Origin of the sequence: Ruminiclostridium cellobioparum subsp. termitidis CT1112 (assembly GCF_000350485.1) — a bacterium.
In the GTDB taxonomy this organism is placed as follows: Bacteria; Bacillota; Clostridia; order Acetivibrionales; family DSM-1351; genus Ruminiclostridium; species Ruminiclostridium termitidis.
Window position 1 is genome coordinate 21635 of sequence record NZ_AORV01000028.1, and the last position, 21555, is coordinate 43189.

At 39.8% G+C, this 21555-nt stretch carries 24 protein-coding genes and 2 pseudogenes; 7 read left to right on the plus strand and 19 right to left on the minus strand.

Annotated elements, in window-relative coordinates:
- Nucleotides 1-47: 47 nt before the first annotated feature.
- The 9 genes and pseudogenes from CTER_RS09560 to CTER_RS09600 form a co-directional block, all read right to left on the minus strand.
- Nucleotides 48-1067, minus strand: a complete 1020-nt coding sequence (locus CTER_RS09560; protein WP_004625364.1) for a M42 family metallopeptidase — start codon at nt 1065-1067, stop codon at nt 48-50.
- 106 nt (nt 1068-1173) lie between these two features.
- A complete protein-coding gene (locus tag CTER_RS09565; RefSeq protein WP_004625280.1) occupies nt 1174-2319 on the minus strand; it encodes a trans-sulfuration enzyme family protein in 1146 nt (381 codons plus the stop codon).
- A gap of 179 nt (nt 2320-2498) precedes the next feature.
- Nucleotides 2499-3179, minus strand: coding sequence for a FadR/GntR family transcriptional regulator (locus tag CTER_RS09570; RefSeq protein ID WP_004625226.1), 681 nt, complete (start codon nt 3177-3179; stop codon nt 2499-2501).
- Between the two features lie 109 nt (nt 3180-3288).
- The gene (locus tag CTER_RS09575) at nt 3289-4476 is read right to left on the minus strand and encodes a glycine C-acetyltransferase (protein ID WP_004625316.1); all 1188 of its coding nucleotides are present in this window, start codon (nt 4474-4476) and stop codon (nt 3289-3291) included.
- Between the two features lie 78 nt (nt 4477-4554).
- The gene (tdh, locus tag CTER_RS09580; RefSeq protein WP_004625290.1) at nt 4555-5598 is read right to left on the minus strand and encodes an L-threonine 3-dehydrogenase; all 1044 of its coding nucleotides are present in this window, start codon (nt 5596-5598) and stop codon (nt 4555-4557) included.
- A 206-nt stretch (nt 5599-5804) separates the two neighbouring features.
- Nucleotides 5805-6182: pseudogene (locus CTER_RS09585) on the minus strand (sigma-70 family RNA polymerase sigma factor); the annotation flags it as partial.
- A 59-nt stretch (nt 6183-6241) separates the two neighbouring features.
- The gene (locus tag CTER_RS09590) at nt 6242-7885 is read right to left on the minus strand and encodes a recombinase family protein (RefSeq protein ID WP_004625263.1); all 1644 of its coding nucleotides are present in this window, start codon (nt 7883-7885) and stop codon (nt 6242-6244) included.
- Between the two features lie 99 nt (nt 7886-7984).
- Nucleotides 7985-8923 carry an alpha/beta hydrolase gene (locus CTER_RS09595; protein WP_004625339.1) on the minus strand — a complete coding sequence of 313 codons (939 nt, stop codon included), beginning with the start codon at nt 8921-8923 and terminating at the stop codon, nt 7985-7987.
- 108 nt (nt 8924-9031) lie between these two features.
- Nucleotides 9032-9223: a hypothetical protein gene (locus CTER_RS09600; protein WP_004625329.1), complete on the minus strand. Its 192-nt coding sequence runs from the start codon at nt 9221-9223 to the stop codon at nt 9032-9034.
- Nucleotides 9224-9467: 244 nt separating this feature from the next.
- Here CTER_RS09600 and cooS point away from each other — a divergent pair, with 244 nt between their 5' ends.
- The 4 genes from cooS to CTER_RS09620 all read left to right on the plus strand — a co-directional run bounded on the left by cooS (nt 9468) and on the right by CTER_RS09620 (nt 14157).
- Nucleotides 9468-11480, plus strand: a complete 2013-nt coding sequence (gene cooS / locus CTER_RS09605; protein WP_004625251.1) for an anaerobic carbon-monoxide dehydrogenase catalytic subunit — start codon at nt 9468-9470, stop codon at nt 11478-11480.
- A gap of 37 nt (nt 11481-11517) precedes the next feature.
- Nucleotides 11518-12546: an ABC transporter substrate-binding protein gene (locus CTER_RS09610; RefSeq protein ID WP_004625347.1), complete on the plus strand. Its 1029-nt coding sequence runs from the start codon at nt 11518-11520 to the stop codon at nt 12544-12546.
- 70 nt (nt 12547-12616) lie between these two features.
- On the plus strand, nt 12617-13384 hold the full coding sequence (locus CTER_RS09615) for an ABC transporter permease (protein ID WP_004625264.1): 768 nt from the start codon (nt 12617-12619) through the stop codon (nt 13382-13384).
- A gap of 2 nt (nt 13385-13386) precedes the next feature.
- Nucleotides 13387-14157, plus strand: coding sequence for an ABC transporter ATP-binding protein (locus CTER_RS09620; RefSeq protein ID WP_004625236.1), 771 nt, complete (start codon nt 13387-13389; stop codon nt 14155-14157).
- On the opposite strand, the gene CTER_RS09625 is transcribed toward CTER_RS09620, so the two are convergent.
- Both CTER_RS09625 and CTER_RS09630 read right to left on the minus strand, forming a co-directional pair.
- On the minus strand, nt 14154-14588 hold the full coding sequence (locus tag CTER_RS09625) for a sigma-70 family RNA polymerase sigma factor (RefSeq protein ID WP_004625376.1): 435 nt from the start codon (nt 14586-14588) through the stop codon (nt 14154-14156). The two genes, CTER_RS09620 and CTER_RS09625, sit on opposite strands and share 4 nt — an antisense overlap.
- 230 nt (nt 14589-14818) lie before the next feature.
- Nucleotides 14819-15181 (minus strand): hypothetical protein, encoded by a 363-nt coding sequence (locus CTER_RS09630; protein ID WP_004625240.1) that lies wholly within the window; start codon nt 15179-15181, stop codon nt 14819-14821.
- 169 nt (nt 15182-15350) lie between these two features.
- Between CTER_RS09630 and CTER_RS09635 the strand changes: the two genes are divergently transcribed.
- The 3 genes and pseudogenes from CTER_RS09635 to CTER_RS09645 all read left to right on the plus strand — a co-directional run.
- Complete coding sequence (locus tag CTER_RS09635; protein WP_004625326.1) at nt 15351-15548, plus strand: spore coat associated protein CotJA; 198 nt, start codon at nt 15351-15353, stop codon at nt 15546-15548.
- Entirely contained in the window at nt 15548-15934 is a 387-nt protein-coding gene (locus CTER_RS09640; RefSeq protein ID WP_004625298.1) for a spore coat protein CotJB, read from the plus strand. The genes CTER_RS09635 and CTER_RS09640 overlap by 1 nt, the downstream gene beginning before the upstream one ends.
- 2 nt (nt 15935-15936) lie before the next feature.
- A pseudogene (locus CTER_RS09645) lies at nt 15937-16032 on the plus strand (manganese catalase family protein); the annotation flags it as partial.
- Nucleotides 16033-16116: 84 nt separating this feature from the next.
- On the opposite strand, the gene CTER_RS09650 reads toward CTER_RS09645, so the two are convergent.
- From CTER_RS09650 to CTER_RS09675, 8 genes are all read right to left on the minus strand, one after another.
- Nucleotides 16117-16425: a hypothetical protein gene (locus tag CTER_RS09650; RefSeq protein WP_004625287.1), complete on the minus strand. Its 309-nt coding sequence runs from the start codon at nt 16423-16425 to the stop codon at nt 16117-16119.
- A 35-nt stretch (nt 16426-16460) separates the two neighbouring features.
- Nucleotides 16461-18116, minus strand: coding sequence for a recombinase family protein (locus CTER_RS09655; protein WP_004625324.1), 1656 nt, complete (start codon nt 18114-18116; stop codon nt 16461-16463).
- Nucleotides 18082-18243: a hypothetical protein gene (locus CTER_RS28265; protein WP_004625281.1), complete on the minus strand. Its 162-nt coding sequence runs from the start codon at nt 18241-18243 to the stop codon at nt 18082-18084. Before CTER_RS28265 ends, CTER_RS09655 begins: the two co-directional genes overlap by 35 nt.
- A 211-nt stretch (nt 18244-18454) precedes the next feature.
- The gene (locus CTER_RS29265) at nt 18455-18637 is read right to left on the minus strand and encodes a helix-turn-helix domain-containing protein (protein WP_004625260.1); all 183 of its coding nucleotides are present in this window, start codon (nt 18635-18637) and stop codon (nt 18455-18457) included.
- A gap of 849 nt (nt 18638-19486) precedes the next feature.
- On the minus strand, nt 19487-19891 hold the full coding sequence (locus CTER_RS09660) for a hypothetical protein (RefSeq protein ID WP_004625313.1): 405 nt from the start codon (nt 19889-19891) through the stop codon (nt 19487-19489).
- A gap of 627 nt (nt 19892-20518) precedes the next feature.
- Complete coding sequence (locus CTER_RS09665) at nt 20519-20719, minus strand: hypothetical protein (protein WP_004625305.1); 201 nt, start codon at nt 20717-20719, stop codon at nt 20519-20521.
- Between the two features lie 13 nt (nt 20720-20732).
- Nucleotides 20733-21206, minus strand: a complete 474-nt coding sequence (locus tag CTER_RS09670; protein WP_004625381.1) for a hypothetical protein — start codon at nt 21204-21206, stop codon at nt 20733-20735.
- A 30-nt stretch (nt 21207-21236) separates the two neighbouring features.
- The gene (locus CTER_RS09675; protein ID WP_004625297.1) at nt 21237-21461 is read right to left on the minus strand and encodes a helix-turn-helix transcriptional regulator; all 225 of its coding nucleotides are present in this window, start codon (nt 21459-21461) and stop codon (nt 21237-21239) included.
- Between the last annotated feature and the right edge of the window lie 94 nt (nt 21462-21555).

A 21555-nucleotide genomic window follows, 5' to 3' on the forward strand; every position in this document is an offset into this window, starting at 1 on the left:
CCTTTAAATTATGTATTTCCAAAGGGTTACCCCTTTTAAGGATGTAATCAATAATTTCTTATGGTATCCGAAAATTTAAACGGCCTGTTGATAAAGACACCGAGCAAAGCTATGCAGGCATCAACATCCCTCATGCTCACAATCCCGTGGGGGCTGTGGCCGTATCTGGTAGGAATGGAAATACCGCAGGCTCTCACTCCCATGTTGGATTTGTTGATCGCACCCGCATCTGTGCCTCCGCCTGTCAATACATCTCTCTGATAAGGAATATTGCCGTCTTTTGCACACAGAACCATTTCCCCCACAAGAGCCGGATCACATATGACAGAGTTGTCCAGTACCTTTATTGCCGCACCGCCGCCAAGCACGGTATTCCCCTCTTTGTTGTCCGGTGTGTCAAAGGCACCCGTGATGTCCAAAGCAATGCCGATATCAGGGGTTATCCTTTCGGAAGCCACCGTAGCGCCCACAAGACCGACCTCCTCCTGGACGGAAAAGACAAAATAAACATCATTGTATACTTCAGAGATTTTCTTGATAACCTCAATCATTATGTAGCAGCCGATGCGGTCATCCAGTGCTTTTGCCGTAACACAGCCGTTGCACAATTCCCTGTAGGCCGAATCGTAGCAGGCAGGTTCACCTATTTCCACAAGCTCCTGAGCCTCCTGTTTGGAGGAAGCACCAATATCCACATAAAGTTTCCCGATATCTGCCGCATCTATTTTTTCAATCTTTTCGGTACAGCTGATAATGCCGCCGATACCATTTTTAAATACAACCCTGTTCATGTAGGAGGTAAATGCTGAGACACCTCCCATTTTTTTGACCTTCACAAAACCGTCTTCGGTGATTTTAAGAGCCGAGAATCCAATCTCATCCATATGGGCCGACACCATAATGTTTTTCTTATGTTCCCCGCTTCCTCTTTTTAGTGCAATGACATTTCCCAACGAATCAGTAATAATTTCATCAACATACCCGGTTATTTCCTCAATAACAATTTTTGCAACCTCACTCTCAAAACCACTTACGCCAAATGCCTGTGTCAATCTCTCAAGAAGCATTCATCATCCACCCTTTCTTTTTAACCACCAACCCATAGGTTCCAGTCAATGGAAATTTACTTTTTTAAATATTTTTATTTAAATATTTGTAATCTGAAATAAGTTTCTAAACAAGGCACCTGTCCAGGTCCTCAATCAGGGTGTTCACATTTTCAAGTCCTACGTGTATTCTTATCATTCCCTCGGTGACACAGGAACGTTTGAGCTCCTCCTGATTCTTTCCCAGTCCCACAGGTGCTATGAGACTTTCATAGCCACCCCAGCTGCATCCATGCCTGAAGTGTCTGATGTTCCTGAGGAGTCCTACAACACTTTCCTTTCCCCCTGTCAGTTCAAAACTCATAAGCCCGGTATACCCCTCCATCTGTTTTTTTCCCAAATCATACTGGGGATGGCTTTTTAGTCCGGGATAAAGAACATATTTTACCCTGGGGTGGTTTTCCAGAAACGCAGCAACTGCCATAGCATTTTCCTGATGCTGCCTTACTCTGAGCGGAAGTGTTCTCAAGCCCCGTATCAATAGCCAGGCCTGATGGGGGTCCATACAGCTTCCCAGCATGGCGCGCTCTTCATTCCTTAATCCATCCATCACGTCTTTTTTTCCAATCACAACTCCTGCAACTATGTCACTGTGCCCTCCAAGATATTTGGTAGCGCTGTGAACCACCAAATCAATCCCAAATTTAATGGGATTCTGATATATAGGCGTGGAATAGGAATTGTCAATTATGGTCACAATTCCCTTTGCCCGGGCAAGCTTTGCAACCGCTTCAAGATCCTGCAGGGAGAAAACAAGGGAGGAGGGACTTTCCAGATATATGAGAACAGTATTTTTTTTGATTGCGCTTTCAATTTCATCGGTATTATGGCCCGGAACAAAAGTGGTCTCCACACCGAATCTTGCAAGATAGTTTTCCAGGAAATCCCTGGTAGGACCGTATATACTGTCGATTGCGATGACATGACTGCCTGCTTTAACAAAATGCATAATTGCCGCCGATATGGCTCCCATACCCGAGGAAAAACATCTGGCCTCCTGGCCTTCTTCAAGGGCTGCTATCTTTTTCTCGGCAATTTCTATCGTCGGATTGTTAATTCTGGTGTAGACAAACTCGGGCTCCTCACCCTTGAGTTCGTGAGACTGCGCAAAAAGTGTATTCTGGAAAATAGGCGGGGTAACGGCACCTTTATATGAATAAAAATCTTCTCCCAGATATGCACATATATCTTCCTTGGACATTCGTGTGTTCAAATAAACCTCTCCCTCCGTCAAATAGGCTAAATACATTCTGTTATAAGGAATTTACAGGCCGATAAATCGTCCTATATCCTATCAGCTGTCCGATAGGATATTTTACATAATTCCTTATTTTATACAATTTTTGTTTGTTTATAATTCTTGATTTAATTATTTAATTTATTTACATAATCTTATTGAGCGGCTTTTACCTCTTTGATGACCATGCTTATGATTTTTTCATTTATGGTAATTGCTTTTTTTAGATTCCGATTTCTCAGGCATTCAAAAAGATCCTTATGCAGGGGTATTGTATCTGTAAAAGGCTCCTCCATCCCAAGGGGAAATTCCCACAACTCGGAAAGCAGATTGTTAATAGAGAGTATCAGCTGCTGCATGATCCTGTTATGGCATGAATTATAAATGGCATAATGAAATTGCCTGTCCTCATTATTCTGTTTGTCGCCATTGTTGTATTTCTCTATAACAACATTCAGTATTTTTTCAATGTTATCAAGTTCTTCCTGCGTTGCATGCTGTATCACCAGGTGCAGGATTTCCCGTTCAAGGATCTTTCTTGCTTCCAGCAGTTCAAGGATGGATTCCTTTTCCTTCCTGAACTCAATCTGCGCCTGAATAATGTTGGGTGAACCGTTTCTAACATAAATCCCTTTGCCATTGACAGTTTCCACGATGTTTTTTGTCTCAAGCACTTTCACTGCCTCTCTTAAGGAGGACCTGCTCACACCCAGCATTTCTACAAGCTGTCCCTGGGACGGAAGCTTATCTCCGTTTTTGAGATTATTCTGTTCAATATACTGCTTTATGGCTTCTATTATTTCTGACTGCAACGGTACACGTTTTATGTTTTTCAATTCATTACCCCACGTTTCTATATGCTATCATATAGGTTATATGTTACATATTATATTGGATAATTATTCAAATATCAAGATGTGATTTTTGGTTACGAGTGCACTACTCTTACTCTATCTTCATTTCCTTCCTTACCTGCACAAAGGCATCTATGGCAAAAGCCAGGTCTTCCATTGTATGGGCGGCAGAAATTTGAGTCCTTATACGGGCTTTTCCGGCAGGCACCACAGGATAAAAGAAACCAACTGCATAAACCCCTTTTTCAAGCAATCTTGCGGCCATTTCCTGGGCAACATTGGCATCTCCAAGCATAATGGGAACAATGGGATGAACTCCTTCAACAATATTAAAGCCTGCCTCCCTGATTTTTTCCCTGAAAAACAGTGTATTTTGCATAAGCCTTTTCCTGAAATCCGCAGTTGTGTCCAGTAATTCCAATACTTTCAAAGATGCGTAAGCTACCGACGGTGCCAGGGTATTGGAGAACAAATAGGGCCTTGAACGCTGTCTCAAAAGGCTGATAATTTCGCTGCGCCCGCTTGTATAACCGCCGTTTGCACCGCCTAACGCCTTTCCCAGAGTTCCTGTCAATATATCTACTCTATCCGAAACACCGCAGTATTCCGGCGTTCCACGCCCATTGCCGCCGATAAAGCCCACCGCATGGCTGTCATCCACCATGACCATGGCATCATATTTATCGGCCAGATCACAGATCCCCCTGAGATTGGCAATGATACCGTCCATGGAAAATACACCATCGGTAGCAATTAAACGGAATCTGGCATTTTGCGCCGCTTTCAGCTTTTCCTCCAGATCCTGCATGTCATTGTTTTTATACCTGTAACGAATGGCTTTGCACAGTCTGACACCGTCTATGATGCTTGCGTGATTGAGTTCATCACTGATTATTGCATCCTGTTCTGACAGAAGTGTCTCAAACAATCCGCCGTTTGCATCAAAGCAGGATGCATACAGGATAGTGTCTTCCGTCCCCAGAAAATCCGAAAGTTTCCTCTCAAGCTTTTTATGAATATCCTGGGTTCCGCAGATGAATCTCACCGAAGACAGACCATATCCCCAGTCATCCAGGCTTTCCTTCGCCGCAGCAACTACCTCCGGGTGGTTTGATAACCCCAGGTAATTGTTGGCACACATATTCAAAACTTTTTTACCGACTGCAACACTTATATTAATATCTTGAGGGCTTGTCAAAACCCGCTCTTCCTTCCATAGGCCGCTGCTTTTTATATTATCAAGTTCACTTATGTAAAATTTTTTCGCTTTTCCAAACATGTTCTCGATTCTCCTTGATAAAGATTTTCCTATTCCAATATAATTATATAGATATTTATATAAATTTTATCACTGATGTCAGTTCCACTCCAGTACCACTTTTCCCGAATTGCCTGAGGCCATGATTTCAAAACCTTTCTGGAAGTCCATAATATTAAAGCGGTGGGTTATTATCTTTGATATATCAAGTCCCGATTGAAGCATGACTGTCATCTTGTACCATGTCTCGTACATTTCCCTGCCATATATGCCCTTGATGGTCAGTCCGTTGAATACAACCTTTTCCCAGTCAATTTGGGTACTGCTGTTTTGAATTCCAAGCAGTGCAATTTTTCCGCCGTGGCACATTAAATCCACCATTTTGTTGAAAGCACTTGCATTGCCCGACATTTCCAAGCCCACATCAAAACCTTCCTTCATTCCCAGCTGTTCCATCGCAGCTTCAATGCTTGCTTCATTAATATTTATTGCCATGGTTACACCCAGCTTTTTAGCCAGTTCAAGACGGTAAGGATTGACATCTGTGATTACCACATGTCTTGCCCCGGCATGCCTTACAACAGCCGCTGCCATGATCCCTATGGGGCCGGCGCCGGTAATCAGTACATCCTCTCCCAATACATTGAATGCAAGCGCAGTATGCACCGCATTTCCAAACGGGTCAAAACAGCTCTGTATGTCCTGGGGTACCGAGCCGTCGCTATGCCACACATTGGTGACCGGTATGGCAATATACTCTGCAAAGGCACCAGGACGGTTTACACCGACACCGCTTGTATTCATGCATAAATGCCGCCGTCCGGCAAGACAATTCCTGCATAATCCGCAAACAATATGCCCCTCTCCCGAAACAATATCACCTAATTTGAAATCATGGACATTACTGCCCAGGGCTGCTACGGTGCCTACAAACTCATGTCCGATAGTCATGGGAGTCGGAATTGTTTTTTGCGCCCATTCATCCCAATTGTAAATATGTATATCCGTACCGCATATGGAGGTTTTATTGATTTTTATGAGAACATCATTTATCCCGATCCCGGGAACAGGTACCTCGTCCATCCATATACCCGGCTTTCTGTACTTTTTCACCAGCGCCTTCATGGTCCTTGCTTCAGCCATAGCAGTTCCTCCTTATATAACTTGCATACGCTATAACCTATCTGATAGCATACACCAATTGTACTACTAATGTTTTCCCGAATCAATATAATTTTTACAAGGTAAAGTATTCAACTTTATTCATAGCTGAGACCGGCAGTCTGCGGCATTTGAAAAGCATATTGTCCTGGAGAAATTCAACCGCCTTGATACACTCTGAAGGCTGCCTAATGGCAGCCTTCAGGTTTTAATTCTTTACTTAATTTTTTAATTGCTTTCTTCTCTATCCTTGAGACATAGGATCTTGAAATTCCAAGCATTTTAGCTATTTCACGCTGAGTTTTACTGGTTCCGTTAAGTAAGCCGTATCTTAGCTCCAATACTACCTTCTCCCTGTTTTTAAGAGTACCCTTCATTTTACTATACAACCGTTTTACCTGCATTTTCAGTTCTACTTCATCCACTACCGACTCAGAATCATTGCTGATAAGATCTATTAATGTTATCTCATTGCCTTCCTTATCGATTCCAATCGGATCCTGCAGTGAAACTTCATTTTGTATCTTTTTCGACGCTCTGATTTGCATTAGAATCTCATTTGCTATGCTCGCATAGCGGAAACAAAATGGTGCAATTATTCAATAGTACTCAGTAGTACTCAGTACTACACTGTCCTAATACCTGTATTCAGATGCATTTCAAGTCCTTTTCCATCCCATTCCAAGCGCTTTATTACACCTCTGAGCATCCCCCGTTTGATATCTATGCTCAATTGATCCCAGGCGATACACCGGGGCGGAAATATCTTACCGGCATATGTTTCTGCGGGCTCCCTGCAATTCATACTCTCAGGGCTTTTGAGCAAAAGATTTTCTATTGCGTTTATGTATATCTGTTTCTGACTGTTCAAACTGCTGAGCTGCTCCATTATTGCCGTTTCAAGATCGGAGCTTTTTTCCTTTGCCAATACCCTGACAAGGTTTTTTATCTCAAAATCCGTATTGAAAAGCTTCTCCTCCAATATGTGAAGTTCATCCTTTTTGGTGTCCCTGTTAAACCAGGTCTTCATTTCAGACAAATCCTTTTCATCGAATACGGGCGGGCAGGTCAAAAATAACTGTTCCAGCTGGCCCACCGCCATGCCGTCCACCTCATTGCCATTGGCATTTGCCATATCACACTGTACTTTCCGGCTTTTTTCCTTCAGCTCGCATATATAGTAGAATACCGGCTCACCATCCGGGCCAGGCCTCCTGCCGGCCTTGGGCCGCATGAAGCTTCCGCAGCCCGCACACCTGAGAATTCCCGACAGAAGCGCAGTATTGCTCTTAACCTTCCTGTAGGACTTGGATTTGTTCCTGGACAACAGCTCCTGTGCCTCTATCCATACCTCACCGGGTACTATCCCGGTGTGCAGGCCCACAGCCAGAATCCATTCTTCGCTTTTGCGGTATCTCTCACCGGAGCTGCCGGCATTCTGTCTGGTTTTATTATAGCCCATAAGTCCGCTCATTCCGTTAAACTCCTCTTTTTCGGAATACAACTCGTAATTGTTTGTGGACAGATATTCATAAAGCTTTTCATCAGCAACGGCATATACCGGATTGGAGAGAATAAATCTGATGGAAAACCTTCCGAAGACCGCTCCATTCTTAGTATTTATCCTGTTTTGAGCCAGATACTTTTCAACCTTTGTAATGGATTTCAATGTTATATATTTATTGTATATTAACTGTACCAGTTCAGCTTCTTCAGGCACAACCACCAGCTTGCAGCTTCTGATTTCGCGCCCGTTCGGCTCACGGCTGCACACCATTTCCGACCTGTAACCGGTGGGTGTTGTGCCTCCGAGCCACCTGCCCGTCTTGGACAGCTGAAGCATGTTATCCCTGATTCTTTCGGCAATGGTCTCTCTTTCCAGCTGCGAAAAAACCGAGGCTATATACATCATTGCCCTTCCCATGGGCTTTGTGGTATCAAACTGCTCCTTGACAGACACAAAGTTAATTCCCCACTTTTCAAGTTTATCAATCAATTGGGAGAAATCCGAGACATTTCTGCTTACCCTGTCAAGTCTGTAGCAAACGATGGTATCAAACTTTTTATTCCGGGCATCCTTCAGCATTTGCTGAAATCTGGGCCGGTCGGTATTTCCTCCCGAAAAACCCTCGTCTTCATAAGTGATAAAGTCCTCCTCATTGCAGTTAAGTACTTTAACAGCGTACTCCCTGCACATATGTATCTGGTTCTCAACACTTTCTCCCTTACCGGTAAATTTGCTCTTGCGCGAATAAACTGCAACCTTCATAAAAAAACCCCATTTTACCAAACCTTTACTTTAGTAATATTGGGGTCTTGTGCTTATTATTACAATAATTTATCTCAGCTGCTTTTAATCATCATTTTTTCATATGGCTATATGGCTGTTTATCCAGTTTAAAATATCTCCGCTCACTTCATCCCTGTTCAATTCATTGAGGATTTCATGGCGTGAACCCTCATAAAGCTTCATTTTCAAATCGCGCTGGCCAAGGCTGTCAAATATTTCGTACAGCTTTTCCACCTTCCTGCCGTAATTCCCAACCGGGTCTTCCCGCCCTGCAAGCAAATATACCGGAAGATTTTTCGGAATATTGCCAAGCTTCTTTTCGTCGTACAAGTTGAGCATGGCACTCATGAAATAGTAATAAAACCCCGCCGAACAAGTGAAACCGCAGTCCTTATCCTCCATATATTTGCGGACCTCGGTTTCATCACGGCTTAACCAGTCAAAACTACTTTTTGGTTCTGCTATTTTTTTATTGTAGGTTCCAAAGCTCAATTTCTCAATAAGCCTTGCCGGTTTTTCCTCCCCCCATATCCCGGTCTGCAGCCGGGACAAAAGCTTACCCAATCTTATCTCAGCTCCAATTTGAGCAGCAGAGCCCGAGAGAATAATACCGTCTATTTCATTTCCGTAACGTGTAATATATTCCTGTCCCACAAAAGAGCCGAAGCTATGTGCCAGAACAAACACCGGAATCTCAGGATATCTTTGTTTCAGCTCTTTTGTAATCAGGTATTGATCTTCAACCATCCTATAGAATCCATTTTTACCCGTCACCCCGGGTTTACCGTTTTGCTGCGCTGTTTTTCCATGCCCTCTGAGATCATTTCCAAAAACAGCAATTCCATGGGAATTGAGAAATGCTGCCAGCCTTCCATACCTTCCGGCATGTTCCGCCATACCGTGAAATATCTGCAGAACAGCCGCAGGCTTTTCTGCTGTTTCCCAGCAGTATAAACATATTTTGTGCTCATCTGCTGCTGTCAGCCACACTGTTTTTTCTTCTGAAGGTCTGTCCATTCCTGCACCACTCTTTCATATAAAATAGTTCTTATATAATTATACCCTCTATTGACAACGTATTGTACATTGTTAATAGAGGGTATAACTTTTAAAGCGAAATTTTTATCAAAATTCAGCTTTTATCCGTTCAATCAGCAGTATAATTATTTTTCTCTTCTGACTCACGCTCAAATCCAAACCGTTAAGGTATTCCTTTATCAGTTTCAGATATTCAGTTCCCAGCAAACACCTGAGTGAATATGTATCTTCGACGGAGTTGGGATAATTAACCTGCAGGGTATATTTCTTCTCTGCCATTTGCAACCTCCATGTCACTGATATACGGGTTAAAGGCACATTACTATCTGCATAATATATATGAAAATCCGGCTAGTACAAATTCTATTAATCTCAAATTCACCTGCCAATTTCAATTCATAGTAATTATATATGAAAACTAATAAAAACTAGTTGACATTTCAAACTGCAGACTTTATAATCTAAAACATACTAAAATTATAAGATTACTATATTATAAAATTATGAAGGGTGAGTGCTGCTTTTGGATATCCATGGAATAAATAAACATATACGGCTCCATCACACTAAATTCGGTCATGATACTCATGAACACCACCACAACACCACTGTCAATGATTATGCTTCGGCAGTCTCAGAATATAAAAAAACCTTTGCCTCCAAGAAAGACGTTCTGGAGCAAACCCCTGATCCGGCTGTGAGAGATTTGCTTTTACATATGGAACAGCTGGGAATAGAAACTACCTTTGACAGGTTTGATGCACAAAAACCCCAGTGCAGTTTCGGCCTGGCCGGTGTATGCTGCAGAAACTGCACCATGGGGCCCTGCAAAATAACACCAAAAAGCCCTAGAGGAGTATGCGGAGCCGATGCTGATGTCATTGTAGCCCGAAATCTGCTCCGGAGCGTTGTTGCAGGTGTGTCGGCCCACGGCGCCAGAGGAAGGGAAAGCATGCTGGCTTTGAAATATGCTTCTGAAGGAAAAATTGATATTCCTATTGAGGGTGAAGCAAAAATTCTGGCAGTTGCCGGAGCATTTGGGCTTGATACTGGGAATAAAACGGTAAAAGAGCTGGCAGGTGAGGTTGCCGATATCCTCCTTGAGGATTTATCCCGGACAGTACCCGGACCTCATAAAACTCTCCACGCCTTTGCTGCCAAAGAAAGGATTAAAACCTGGGCCGAGCTGGATATTCTCCCCATAAGCCCTTATCACGAAGTATTTGAAAGCCTTCACAGAACCAGCACCGGCAATGACGGCGACTGGAAGAATCTGATGAAGCAGCTGCTCCGCAGCGGAGTTGCCTTTGCCTGGTCAAGCGTGCTGGGCTCCTCCATAGCAATGGACAGTCTTTTCGGACTTCCAAACCGGAGTACCTCCAGGGTAAATACCGGTGCTCTGGAAAAGGGCTATGTAAACATTGCCCTGCATGGGCACTCCCCCATACTGATAAGTGAAATAGTCAAGCTTGGAAGAACTGAGGAGTTTGACAAACTTGCAAAAGCTAACGGTGCCCTTGGCATTAAATTTTACGGTATTTGCTGTTCAGGGCTGTCGTCCATGTACAGGTACGGCGGTGTAATTCCGCTGTCAAATGCCATCGGCGCAGAGCTCATACTCGGAACAGGCGCATTGGACCTGTGGGTGGCAGACGTTCAGGATGTGTTCCCCATAATTATGGAGGTAGCAAATTGCTTCAAGACAGTGGTTGTCACCACAAATGATTCGGCAAGGCTGCCCGGCGCCGAGCACTATGGTTTTGACCATGATCACTCCAATCTGGATCAGGTCTCGGAGCTTGCGGGAAAAATCCTGAACCGTGCCATAGAGAGCTTTGCAAACAGACGTGAGGTACCGGTTCATATACCACAGTACGAGATTGAGGCCGAGGTAGGCTTTTCAGTTGAATATATCAACAGGCATTTCGGCGGTGTCAAACCCATTGCAGAAGCATTAAAAAGCGGAAAAATACTTGGTATTGTCAATCTGGTAGGTTGTAACAATCCACGAATAGTATATGAAAAAGCCGTAGTTGAACTGGCAGAAATACTGCTGAAAAACAATGTTCTCATATTGACTAACGGTTGTGCCTCTTTTCCCTTGATGAAACTTGGATACTGCTCGGTCAAGGCACTGGAGCAGACAGGCGACGGGCTGCGCAGCTTCCTGCAGGACCTGCCACCGGTCTGGCATATGGGAGAATGTCTGGATAACGCCAGAGCCTCGGCCCTTTTCAAAGCAGCAGCCGAAGCAGCTGAAGCAGACATCAAGGATATGCCCTATGCCTTTGCCAGTCCCGAATGGTCAAACGAAAAGGGTATTTGTGCGGCACTGAGCTTCAGGCTGCTGGGTGTGAACTCTTATCATTGTGTTCATACCCCCACACAGGGCTCGGATAACGTAACTGAATTTATGAAAAACGGAACAAAAGAAATATTAGGCTCAAGTATGATAGTTGATGTAAACCATATAGAGCTGGCAAATCATCTGGTTGCCGACCTGAAAGAACAAAGGAAAGCCCTTGGCTGGGATTAGGCAATTAAAATCCAATACAAATTACAGGAGGCATTTTATGAAGATTTTTAAAAAGATAATTGCAGCTGCATTGATACTGGGCATTACCGGAGGAGCCGCCGCCTGCGGAAATTCAGCCGGCACCTCTGCAACCTCCGGTCAAACCAATACCGGAACTGTTTCGGCCAGCTCCGGTACAGCTTCTGATACAAATGCCGACAGCAAATCGGCAAAAAAAGCCGTTAAAATTGCATATTTGCCAATAACACACGCTTTGCCGGTCTTTGTAGAAAATGAACTTCAGGATAAAGCCGGTAACAATTATGAAATTGAGCTCGTAAAATACGGTTCCTGGCCTGAATTAATGGATGCTTTAAACACAGGGCATGTTGACGGAGCATCTGTTCTGATCGAGCTTGCAATGAAAGCCCGGGAACAGGGAATTGGAATTAAAGCTGTAGCCCTTGGCCATAAGGACGGAAATGTGGTTGTTGTATCCAACAAAATCAACGGTGTAAAGGATCTCAATGGTAAAACCTTTGCTATACCACACAGGCAATCTTCTCATAATATACTGCTGAATCAGATGCTTAAAAATGAGGGAATGAGTATCAGCGATGTTAAGGTTGTTGAACTTGCTCCTCCCGAGATGCCTGCTGCACTGGCTTCAGGACAGATTGACGGCTATTCGGTGGCAGAACCCTTTGGAGCTAAATCCGTTGCAATCAATTCCGGAAAAGTTTTATTTGAATCAAATGAACTCTGGGAGGATTCAATTTGCTGCTCCCTGGTATTTACAGATAATTTTATAAACAATAACAAAGAAATTGCCCAAAATGTTGCTGCCAACTACAGTGAAGCAGGAAAGTTCATTGGATCAAACAAGGAGAAAGCAGATGAAATCGCAAAGAAATACTTGAAGCTGGATGATAAAGTATTGGACTTGTCAATGAAATGGATATCCTATGATGACCTGGCTATAACTCAGGAAGCCTATGAGGATTTAAGTAAAAAAGTAGTTGAGTTTGGTATCTCCAAAACACCTCCGACTTATGAGGATTTTGTTGATCCCTCCCTGTTGAAATAACAACGTCATTTAATTAATACAAAGCTTACGGTGCCATGCTTTCAGCGGGTACCGTGGTCTGGAGGTAACAGTGAAAAAAGTATTTCATATAGCAGTATCCTTTATTGTACTCATTTCCATATGGCAGCTGGCAGTATCCTTCGGCAGCTGGAACGAATCACTGTTTCCGTCTCCGCTGAAAGTGGTGCAGGGATTTAAAGAGCTCATGGAATCAGGCACTCTGGCAGCCGGAATCAAGGATAGCCTGTACCGGTTTGCAGTTGGCTACAGTATTGCAGCTGTTTCAGCAATCATTATCGGTATGTTTCTGGGCTGGTTCCGGAAGCTCTGGAATTTCGTAAATCCTGTTGTACAGCTCATCAGGCCTATTTCCCCTATCGCCTGGCTTCCTTTCGTAGTATTGTGGTTCGGTATCGGAGACCTTCCGGCCATGGTTATCATTTTCATTGCAGCCTTCTTTCCCATATTGCTCACGACTATTTCTGCAGTCGGTAAAGTGGATCAGACTTATATAAAGGTTGCCAAAAATTTCGGACTTAACCAGTTCCAAACGCTGCTTAAAATAGTCCTGCCCTCTGCCTTCCCCTTCATAGCAACCGGACTGCATTTGGCTTTGGGGACAGCGTGGGTGTTCCTGGTTGCCGGAGAAATGGTAGGTTCCCAGACCGGCCTGGGCTTTATGATAATTGACGCAAGAAACAATCTTCGCGCCGATATGCTCCTGGCAAGCATACTGAGTATAGGCTTGATCGGTCTGATTCTTGACAGCCTTATTGGATTGGCGGAGAAAAAGCTTCTCAAAATATCCGGCTTTGTTCCAAATGAAAGGGGGGCTTAATTTTGTTTATAAATATTGAAGATGTTTCTAAAAACTATATACAAAACAAAAAAACCTTTTGTGCAATGGAACATGTTTCACTTCAAATTGAAGAGGGTGAATTTATATGTTTGCTTGGCCCCAGCGGCTGCGGTAAAACCACTTTGCTCAATTCCATCGCAGGGTTTGAAAAGGTTTCGGAAGGAAGGATAGCCATTGCTGGAAATGAAGTAACTGCTCCCTCAACAAAGAATGTTACCATTTTTCAGAATTATGGCCTGCTGCCCTGGAGAACGGTTCAGAAAAATGTGGAACTGGGTCTGGAAGGCAAGAAGCTGGCCAAAAAGGAACGTCGGGAAATTGCCGCCAGATATATTTCGCTGGTGGGACTTTCCGAATTCAGCAAAAGTCATCCCGGCCAGCTTTCAGGCGGTATGCAGCAGCGCGTGGCTATAGCCCGTGCCCTGGCGGTGGATCCTGAAATAATTTTTATGGATGAGCCCTTTGGAGCTTTGGACGCGCTGACACGTATGAAAATGCAGGATGAGATTTCAAGCATATGGCAGGAACAGAAAAAAACCATTATATTTGTTACCCACGACATTGATGAAGCCGTATTCCTGGCCGACAGGGTTGTAATCATGACTCCTAATCCCGGCAAAATAAAAAGTATCGTTCCAGTTCCCCTTGCAAGAAAAAGAGACAGAACCAGCGAGGATTTTCTAAAGATAAGAGACAGGATATTTACCGAATTTGAAATGAAGCAAAAGGATAATACCGAGTTTTATATTTAATAATAAACACCTACAGCGCCAATATGGTTTGAATTAGTGCAATTGCCTGCTATCGCAACTGATTTTTGTTTCCGTAACGGGGTAATAGCATTTTCTATACACCTGGCTGCATAGGTAGCCAGTCTTGTTCCTTTGTCCATATTGAATGTGGATATTGCTTTAATCAAACCGATAGTACCTATTGAGATAAGGTCATCGCTGTCACTTCCGCACGAGCCGTATTTTTTAACGATATGTGCAACAAGCCTTAAGTTTCTCTCAATTAGAATATTTCTTGCTTCCTCATTCCCATTTCTGTATGCTTCAACATAGTGCTGTTCCTCCTCAGAGTTTAAAGGCTGAGGGAAGGAATTAACATTTGAAACGTAGCCCAGCATGAGGAATAAGTTATTTAGCCCATCAAAGATTGCTGAAAATAGTATATCTATCAAGCAAGGCACCCCCTATTGTTTTCGAGTTATGTACCAAATTAATAATTTTTTCATAACTCAAAAATAGTGTACCTTTCTAATCTATGATAAATACTATGGAAAAATGCCAGTCCTTGTAAAAATTTTTAAATAGAATTCGTGAATTTACACCTGGAAATAAGAAATAAATAAACTGGATTAATTAATATGGGAAAAGATTGCGTAACGGCTGACAGGAAAGTGGAAAATAACTATTTGACACGCTTTATTATAAATTCTTCCTGTTTTGAAACCTGAGCTTCAATTCTGTCCAATCTGTCAGAGTGTTGTTTATAACCGTCAAATAAAGCATCGAGTTTATTTCCGTGATCGGTCTCAATTCTGAGAACAGCTTTTTTAAGCTCGATTATCTCGCTCTGCATGTTATCGATTTTGCCTTCGATAGTACCAATTTTGCCTTCGATAGTACCGATTTTGCCTTCGATAGTACCGATTTTGCCTTCGATAGTACCGATTTTGCCTTCAATAATGTCCATTCTGCTTTCGATATTACCTATTTTGCCAGATAAATCCGAATACATTTTAGTTAAAAGTTCAAAGATTTTTTCTTCCATTTTATTACCTCCTTTCAAAAATAATTATATCATATGAAAATATATGTAGCCATAAAAATTTTTATTCAAGCCTATAATTTAAAATTCTCAATTTTATGTAACCTCATCTTTTAAAATCTCATATCCTATTTATATAAAGTATATTCTACGATTAGGAAAGGAGAAAGATATGACTGAATTTGACAATCCATATAGTCAATATACCGATTCCGACGAACGAAAATCCATGTGTGAAAAAATGGTAGTTGCTATGGCTTATGTTCCTGATCAAGATTGGGAAACACCTTATGATACACTTGGCGGACTGGACAGAGGTACATTGTTCCCAAGCCTGGATAAGCCCTGGTTGGGAGGGGGAAGCAAGTGATGAATAATAATATGACCGGAAATGTCGAGAGTCTCATGAACAATAATTTAAACAGCAACGTAGCTGCCAGCAGCAATGTAAGTAATTTGATGAATTCAAATGCAAATGTACATGCCATGCAAAAGCTATCTGAGCGTGAAAGTATGTTATTGCAGGTGCAGGCATACGAATTTGCTCTGGTAGAAGTAGGGTTGTTCCTCGACACCCATCCCAATGATCAAACTGCCCTGGCTTATTTTGGCCAATATCGCGAACTGAAGCATAGAGCCGTATCTGATTACACCAGAATGTATGGTCCTATAACTATGGATCATATGGATAATGACTTATCTACATGGAGATGGATTGATAACCCATGGCCATGGGAAACAGGAAGTGAGGGATAAATATGTGGGTTTATGAAAAAAAATTACAATACCCGGTCAAAATAGCTCAACCAAATGCCAAACTGGCAAAGGTTATTATAACTCAACTTGGCGGGCCCGTTTTCATGTTTTTCTAAATCATGTATTAGGCTTGTCCGGCCCAAGACAATAGGCAGTTTGAATATTTCTTGAGAGGGTTAAAATTACAGTATTTCTTTTTTACCGCCTTTTATTACGGTGATCTCTACATCCTGCTTTTCAAGCTTATTATTGATTATCTCAATGGCTTTTTCCTGATTCGTTAGTTTCTCATATACCATCTGGTAACCTTCCAAAGAAGCTTTTATATCAGGCTTTATTTCATTTTCTATACATGTTTCAATTTTGGTCAATCTTGTATTTGTTTCTTTCATTTCTTTTTCAAGTTTATCGAACTTAACTTCAATTTTATCAAACTTACCGGAAAACTCATTATACATTTTCGTTAAAAGCTCAAAAGTTTTATCTTCCATCTATGACCTCCAATATGTTGTTTTAGGTATAAACATTATATCATAAAATTTAAAAATATAACCATGATTTTATTCTTCAAAGGTATATTCAAATGTAAGATTATAGCCATCACCGATAATAATTTTTTTATAATTTTTCTAACTATTTCATCTTTAAGTTCATAATTAAGGTTGTTTATGTTATGAATTAAACCTTTGACTTTCTCCTTTATTTCAAAATATCTGTCCTCAAGATTATCAACCTTTTTCAATTTTTGATCCAGAAGAAGAAGCTTTTTTTCAAGTTGTGATTTTTGATCTCTAAGTTCATTAAGCCTTATCCTGTACTCATCCAATGTTATGGCGTCAGCCTCAAAAGCTAACTGCTGTTTTTTAACTGCAAAATTAGTATTATCCAGCTTATCTTTGACTATCTCACGGTCTTTCTTATCTTTTTCCAGCTTCAGATCATAAATGTATTGCTTTTGTCTTATTCTTTCGTCAATGATATCATTACTTGCAAACAATTCTTTTATAGCATTCATGACCATATCATCTACAATCTCCATTCTGTAATTTGAGTTTTTATTTTTACAAGTTCCTGTTATCTTCTTATCGAAATAATAAAAATAATAATCATCGTCGGTTCTGTCATTTTTAGATTTTCCTTTGGATTTATTTTTCGGAATCTTCCCCCCGAACAGTTTGTTTCCACAAGAAGAACAATAAAGCAGGCCGGATAACAAATACTTTTTAGTGCAGCTCCATTCCTTATTATCTTTTTCTTTTCTGTCCTGAATAATTTGCTGAATCCTATCAAATCTGTCTTTTGAGATCAAGGGGGGATGAGTATTCTCGCGTACTATCCATTGATCCTGGGGCCTTACCATTCTTTTGGCTTTTCCTGTACTGTCTCTGACGGTTAACGTGACATTATACATGTTTATTCCTAAATAAACCGGATTGGACAATATATTCAGAATAGAGTTGGTTGTCCAATTATTGCCACCGCTGCTAGTCTTTATACCATGGGAATTTAGGTATTTGCATATTTTAAGCCTGCCCCATCCTCCAATAAATTTATCGACTATTAATTTGTAAATTTCCGCAGTATCCGGGTTTAAAACCAAGTGTTGTCCATCCTCGGATAACTTATAACCAAATGCCGGCTTCGCAACGTTAGTTTTGCCTTCATTTGCCTTAATCATCTGAGTTATCTTAACCCTGGTGCTTGTAACTTTTCTTTCCTTTTGTGCAAGACCGGCATGGATAACCAGAAGAAATTCATCATCATCTGTTCTACTATCATAACCTTCCTTTATCGATATAAAAAAAGCGCCCTGGGAAACAAGGCTTCTTTTAAGTTCAATAATATCCAATATATCACGTGAAGTTCTGGATATTTCCTTAGATGCTATTCCTTTTATCTTACCAGCAGAAATGTCATTTTTTAAACGGGTCATTTCATTTCTCAGATAACTATAAGCCCCTGTCTTTACATCTGTATAAAAATCAACAATATTATATCCGTTTATTCTGGCCCATTCATTTATGTATTTTTTTTGATTATCAATAGATGTTTTCTGACTATCTTTTTTTGTTGAAATCCTTATATAACCTCCGATGCTTAGTCCTGTTTCATCCAGAGTTTTTTTTACATCAGTGAATTCCTCAAGTCTATTTCCTTTTACCAGAGGCGGAAGGTAATCCATTTACTTTATCCCCCTTTATTTTCAGGTTATAGGCTTTTTTTTCAGTACCAGGAGTTTGAGTCTCTGAATCAATTGCTTTTTTTATTAAAATTTCAATAACATCATCCAACACATCAATTTTAGTCATATTATTCACCCCCAATACAATATATGATTTTTTAAATCAAATGTGATTTAATAATGATAACCAGTATTTCACAACACATTCATGCACTGGAATGATCTTTTTTAAATCCCAGTACATGATCTATTGTGAAATAAAACAAACTTCCTTTTCGCCAATTCCAACTTTAACTACGATTCCTCGCAGGGTTTAAGCTCATGTCTCCACTTCAGATTTAATCAAAAATTTTTTTCGTCTCTACTTTTAAAGCTGAAGCGATCTTTTCTAATGTTTGGTATGTTGAATTACATCTCTTTCCAGCTTCGAGTAAGTTCAAATATGAATAACTTAGTTCTGCAAGTTTTCTTAATGAGAGTTTATTTTTCTTTCTCAATTCCTTTATCATTAATAAATTCATAATTTTGCCTAAAAAACAATTTGAACCAAATATAAAAATATTGTATTATTATGTAAAATGTGTCTACTGATAGCATACACATTTGTTGATAAAGGAGAATTTATATGAGCTACAATTTTTTTATGGGATTAGTTGCTGTTGCATCACTAGTTGTTTCAATAATAGGTATTATTAAATAAAACAATGCACTAAGCATTTCAAGTACAGTTAATAATAAATATCAAGCCATCATTTATAACCCAAATGGCGAAATTAAGAACTCTATGAATTCTGATCCTGAAGAATGGATATGGTTTAAACAAGTACTACTACTAATATCCTTTATGATAGGCCTATATTTTTACTTCTCTTACTTTGAAATATCCTTTTTAGTCCTTAGCTTTATAAATCTGGTATGCGTCATTTCACTATTTATTTTTTCAAGGTCTAATAAGAATGTTTCCTATATAAAATATTTAAATATAAAACTTGTAACATTAATACTAACATCTATATATATCTTTATATCTCAATTTAAAACATTTATCCCAAAGGACTTTGATGTTAAATTATTTTCATCAGATACAATAGATTTCAAAACAATTGGAACGTTTATTGTTAGCAGTATAAAGATTGGTATCGATGGCGCCAGGTACACTTTTTTTGTTGCTCCATTTGATATACGCTGTTTTTTGATAAGTAGAATGTTTTTTCTATTGGTTATTATCGTTTACTTCATAGATATATTTATATCTATATATAAGATGTCAAAAGGAAAGTACACTCGGTACTCAAACGCAAAATTGACTATGAATATCATACTGTTTAATTCTATATGTCTGCTTTTAGTTATCAATATTGTGTATAAGGTTATTCCTTATCTTCAGGCCGCTTTTTCTCTATAACCTTCTTTAAAAGTATTAAAAAGAGTGTACTGACTACTGGTATCATATATAGATATATACTGCTACAATACTCATAATAAAGGAAATAGCCTAAATACATAAAAATTAAAGTAAAATCTAACAGTATTAATTTTAGCCTAATTCTTATTTCATAGGATTGCTTAATGAATTTTATTATCAATTCAATACTAAGCATAACTATTGAAAATAGCATTGCACCCTTAAAAACAGTTAAAACACCATATTTATTTATTGCATTCGCATAGCCTGGAATGGCATAAATGCCAAATCCAATAAGTTGATAAAAATAAATAATACGATCTTTCCCTGAAAATATTATTTTTGACCAAAAAATTGATATAAGTTTCATTATTACCTATCCTTTCTTCATTCGAAAATTTCACAACACATTCATGCACTGGAATGATCTTTTTTAAATCCCAGTACATGATCTATTGTGAAATAAAACAAACTTCCTTTTCGCCAATTCCAACTTTAACTACGATTCCTCGCAGGGTTTAACCTCATGGCTCCCTCCGGTATTTCAGCAGCCTTTCCGTGCCAGGTATATTACCTCATTATTTATCCATGTGCATGCTGAATGCATTACTCTTTATACATGGAACACAGATATACACAACTGCTGTATAATTGGCTCTACATGCCACTAATCTATATTACTGTCGCATTTCCAAGCATTAGGCCCATCTCACATTTGACTATTGAGCAGAACAATATACTCCTACGAAAATCAAAAAAATATCTAAAACGTAGGAAATATATGCCTTTACTCCTCTTTGCTGTTGACGGATGCCTAAGAGACCGATACAATATATTTGATGACATATTTATGTTGTCAAGGATCAAGGGCAGGCGGCCATAGAAAGTTGTTTACGCGTGTTATGTTTCGCCTTTTTTTATAAACTGCAGTTGCAATTTATAGAAAAACGCCCTATAATAAGAATTACAAAGGTTGCTTTGAACAGAGCACCTAAACTTAATAGTTTTTGTAAGAAACTATCGGATACTCAGTGGTTGCGACACTGGGTATTTTTCGTTTAGGGATTCTTATTTTAACTTCTTTTTCAATAACCCCTGCAAATCTAAACTTCGATATAAGTAATCCACCTATAAAGAAACCACCGATGAAACCAAGAATAAACACTTGCAATACGTGAGAAAATGTATAAAGATGCATACTCCACCTCCTTTCAATACCATTTTGTGGCAGAAATCACATACTGCCATTCCTTACTTTTGCCATTTTTATACTCAAAGCGTAGGTAATTTTGCTTTTCAGTGTAAGAACATGGTATGGTTTTAAACTTTTTATCCTTCCAGGTGCTTAAAACTTTTGTATCCCCATTGATATGAATTGCGGTAATCTTTCCGCCTAATGGTACAAAATAGTCATCCGTATCTTCATGCTTTCCCAGGAATTCTTCAGACAACACATAATTAATACTAAGCGGTAAAAATTCTGATCTGCTTTCAAGACCCTGAGCATTATAGAAGTGGATTATAAATTCATCAAACAACATTTTATGCTCAAACAACAACGTGCTATAGCCGCTTATCTCAGATACCTTTACTCCGTGAACTGAATTTATATCCGAATGACTTCTTATCTTGAATTCATCCAGACCGTTTGCCAGGTAAATGTTTTTAATTTGATTTATATTCATGTTTCCTCTCTTTCTCAATAATGAATCTTTTCAAAAATTCTTCGATGTTTCACGTAGTGTAAAAGTGGCAGCTAAAAAAATATCCTCCTTTTTACTTTCTAATACTTCGCATATTTTTGTAGCAATATTTTCTGGTATTTTTCTTTGACCATTTTCATACATGTTATACGTAGATAGTGCTATTCCAAGAATTCCAGCCATTTCAGCTTGTGTTTTGCCTTTTTTATTTCTTGCATTAACTAAACTTATAGTCATAAATGCCACCTCCTATTTTACAAATTGCAAAACTTTAATTTAATTATACTTTCACAATTTGTAAATGTCAATAATCTATTTTGCATTTTGTGAA

Excerpts from the sequence above, each read along its gene's own strand:
- CTER_RS09640 (WP_004625298.1), top strand. The coding sequence starts at position 15,548 with ATGAATAATAATATGACCGGAAATGTCGAGAGTCTCATGAACAATAAT.
- CTER_RS09670 (WP_004625381.1), bottom strand. The coding sequence starts at position 21,206 with ATGAATATAAATCAAATTAAAAACATTTACCTGGCAAACGGTCTGGAT.
- CTER_RS28265 (WP_004625281.1), bottom strand. The coding sequence starts at position 18,243 with ATGACTAAAATTGATGTGTTGGATGATGTTATTGAAATTTTAATAAAA.
- CTER_RS09635 (WP_004625326.1), top strand. The coding sequence starts at position 15,351 with ATGACTGAATTTGACAATCCATATAGTCAATATACCGATTCCGACGAA.
- CTER_RS09660 (WP_004625313.1), bottom strand. The coding sequence starts at position 19,891 with ATGAAACTTATATCAATTTTTTGGTCAAAAATAATATTTTCAGGGAAA.
- CTER_RS09655 (WP_004625324.1), bottom strand. The coding sequence starts at position 18,116 with ATGGATTACCTTCCGCCTCTGGTAAAAGGAAATAGACTTGAGGAATTC.
- CTER_RS29265 (WP_004625260.1), bottom strand. The coding sequence starts at position 18,637 with ATGAATTTATTAATGATAAAGGAATTGAGAAAGAAAAATAAACTCTCA.
- CTER_RS09650 (WP_004625287.1), bottom strand. The coding sequence starts at position 16,425 with ATGGAAGATAAAACTTTTGAGCTTTTAACGAAAATGTATAATGAGTTT.
- CTER_RS09665 (WP_004625305.1), bottom strand. The coding sequence starts at position 20,719 with ATGCATCTTTATACATTTTCTCACGTATTGCAAGTGTTTATTCTTGGT.
- CTER_RS09630 (WP_004625240.1), bottom strand. The coding sequence starts at position 15,181 with ATGGAAGAAAAAATCTTTGAACTTTTAACTAAAATGTATTCGGATTTA.
- CTER_RS09590 (WP_004625263.1), bottom strand. The coding sequence starts at position 7,885 with ATGAAGGTTGCAGTTTATTCGCGCAAGAGCAAATTTACCGGTAAGGGA.
- CTER_RS09600 (WP_004625329.1), bottom strand. The coding sequence starts at position 9,223 with ATGGCAGAGAAGAAATATACCCTGCAGGTTAATTATCCCAACTCCGTC.
- tdh (WP_004625290.1), bottom strand. The coding sequence starts at position 5,598 with ATGGCTGAAGCAAGGACCATGAAGGCGCTGGTGAAAAAGTACAGAAAG.
- CTER_RS09575 (WP_004625316.1), bottom strand. The coding sequence starts at position 4,476 with ATGTTTGGAAAAGCGAAAAAATTTTACATAAGTGAACTTGATAATATA.
- CTER_RS09610 (WP_004625347.1), top strand. The coding sequence starts at position 11,518 with ATGAAGATTTTTAAAAAGATAATTGCAGCTGCATTGATACTGGGCATT.
- CTER_RS09595 (WP_004625339.1), bottom strand. The coding sequence starts at position 8,923 with ATGGACAGACCTTCAGAAGAAAAAACAGTGTGGCTGACAGCAGCAGAT.
- CTER_RS09675 (WP_004625297.1), bottom strand. The coding sequence starts at position 21,461 with ATGACTATAAGTTTAGTTAATGCAAGAAATAAAAAAGGCAAAACACAA.
- CTER_RS09560 (WP_004625364.1), bottom strand. The coding sequence starts at position 1,067 with ATGCTTCTTGAGAGATTGACACAGGCATTTGGCGTAAGTGGTTTTGAG.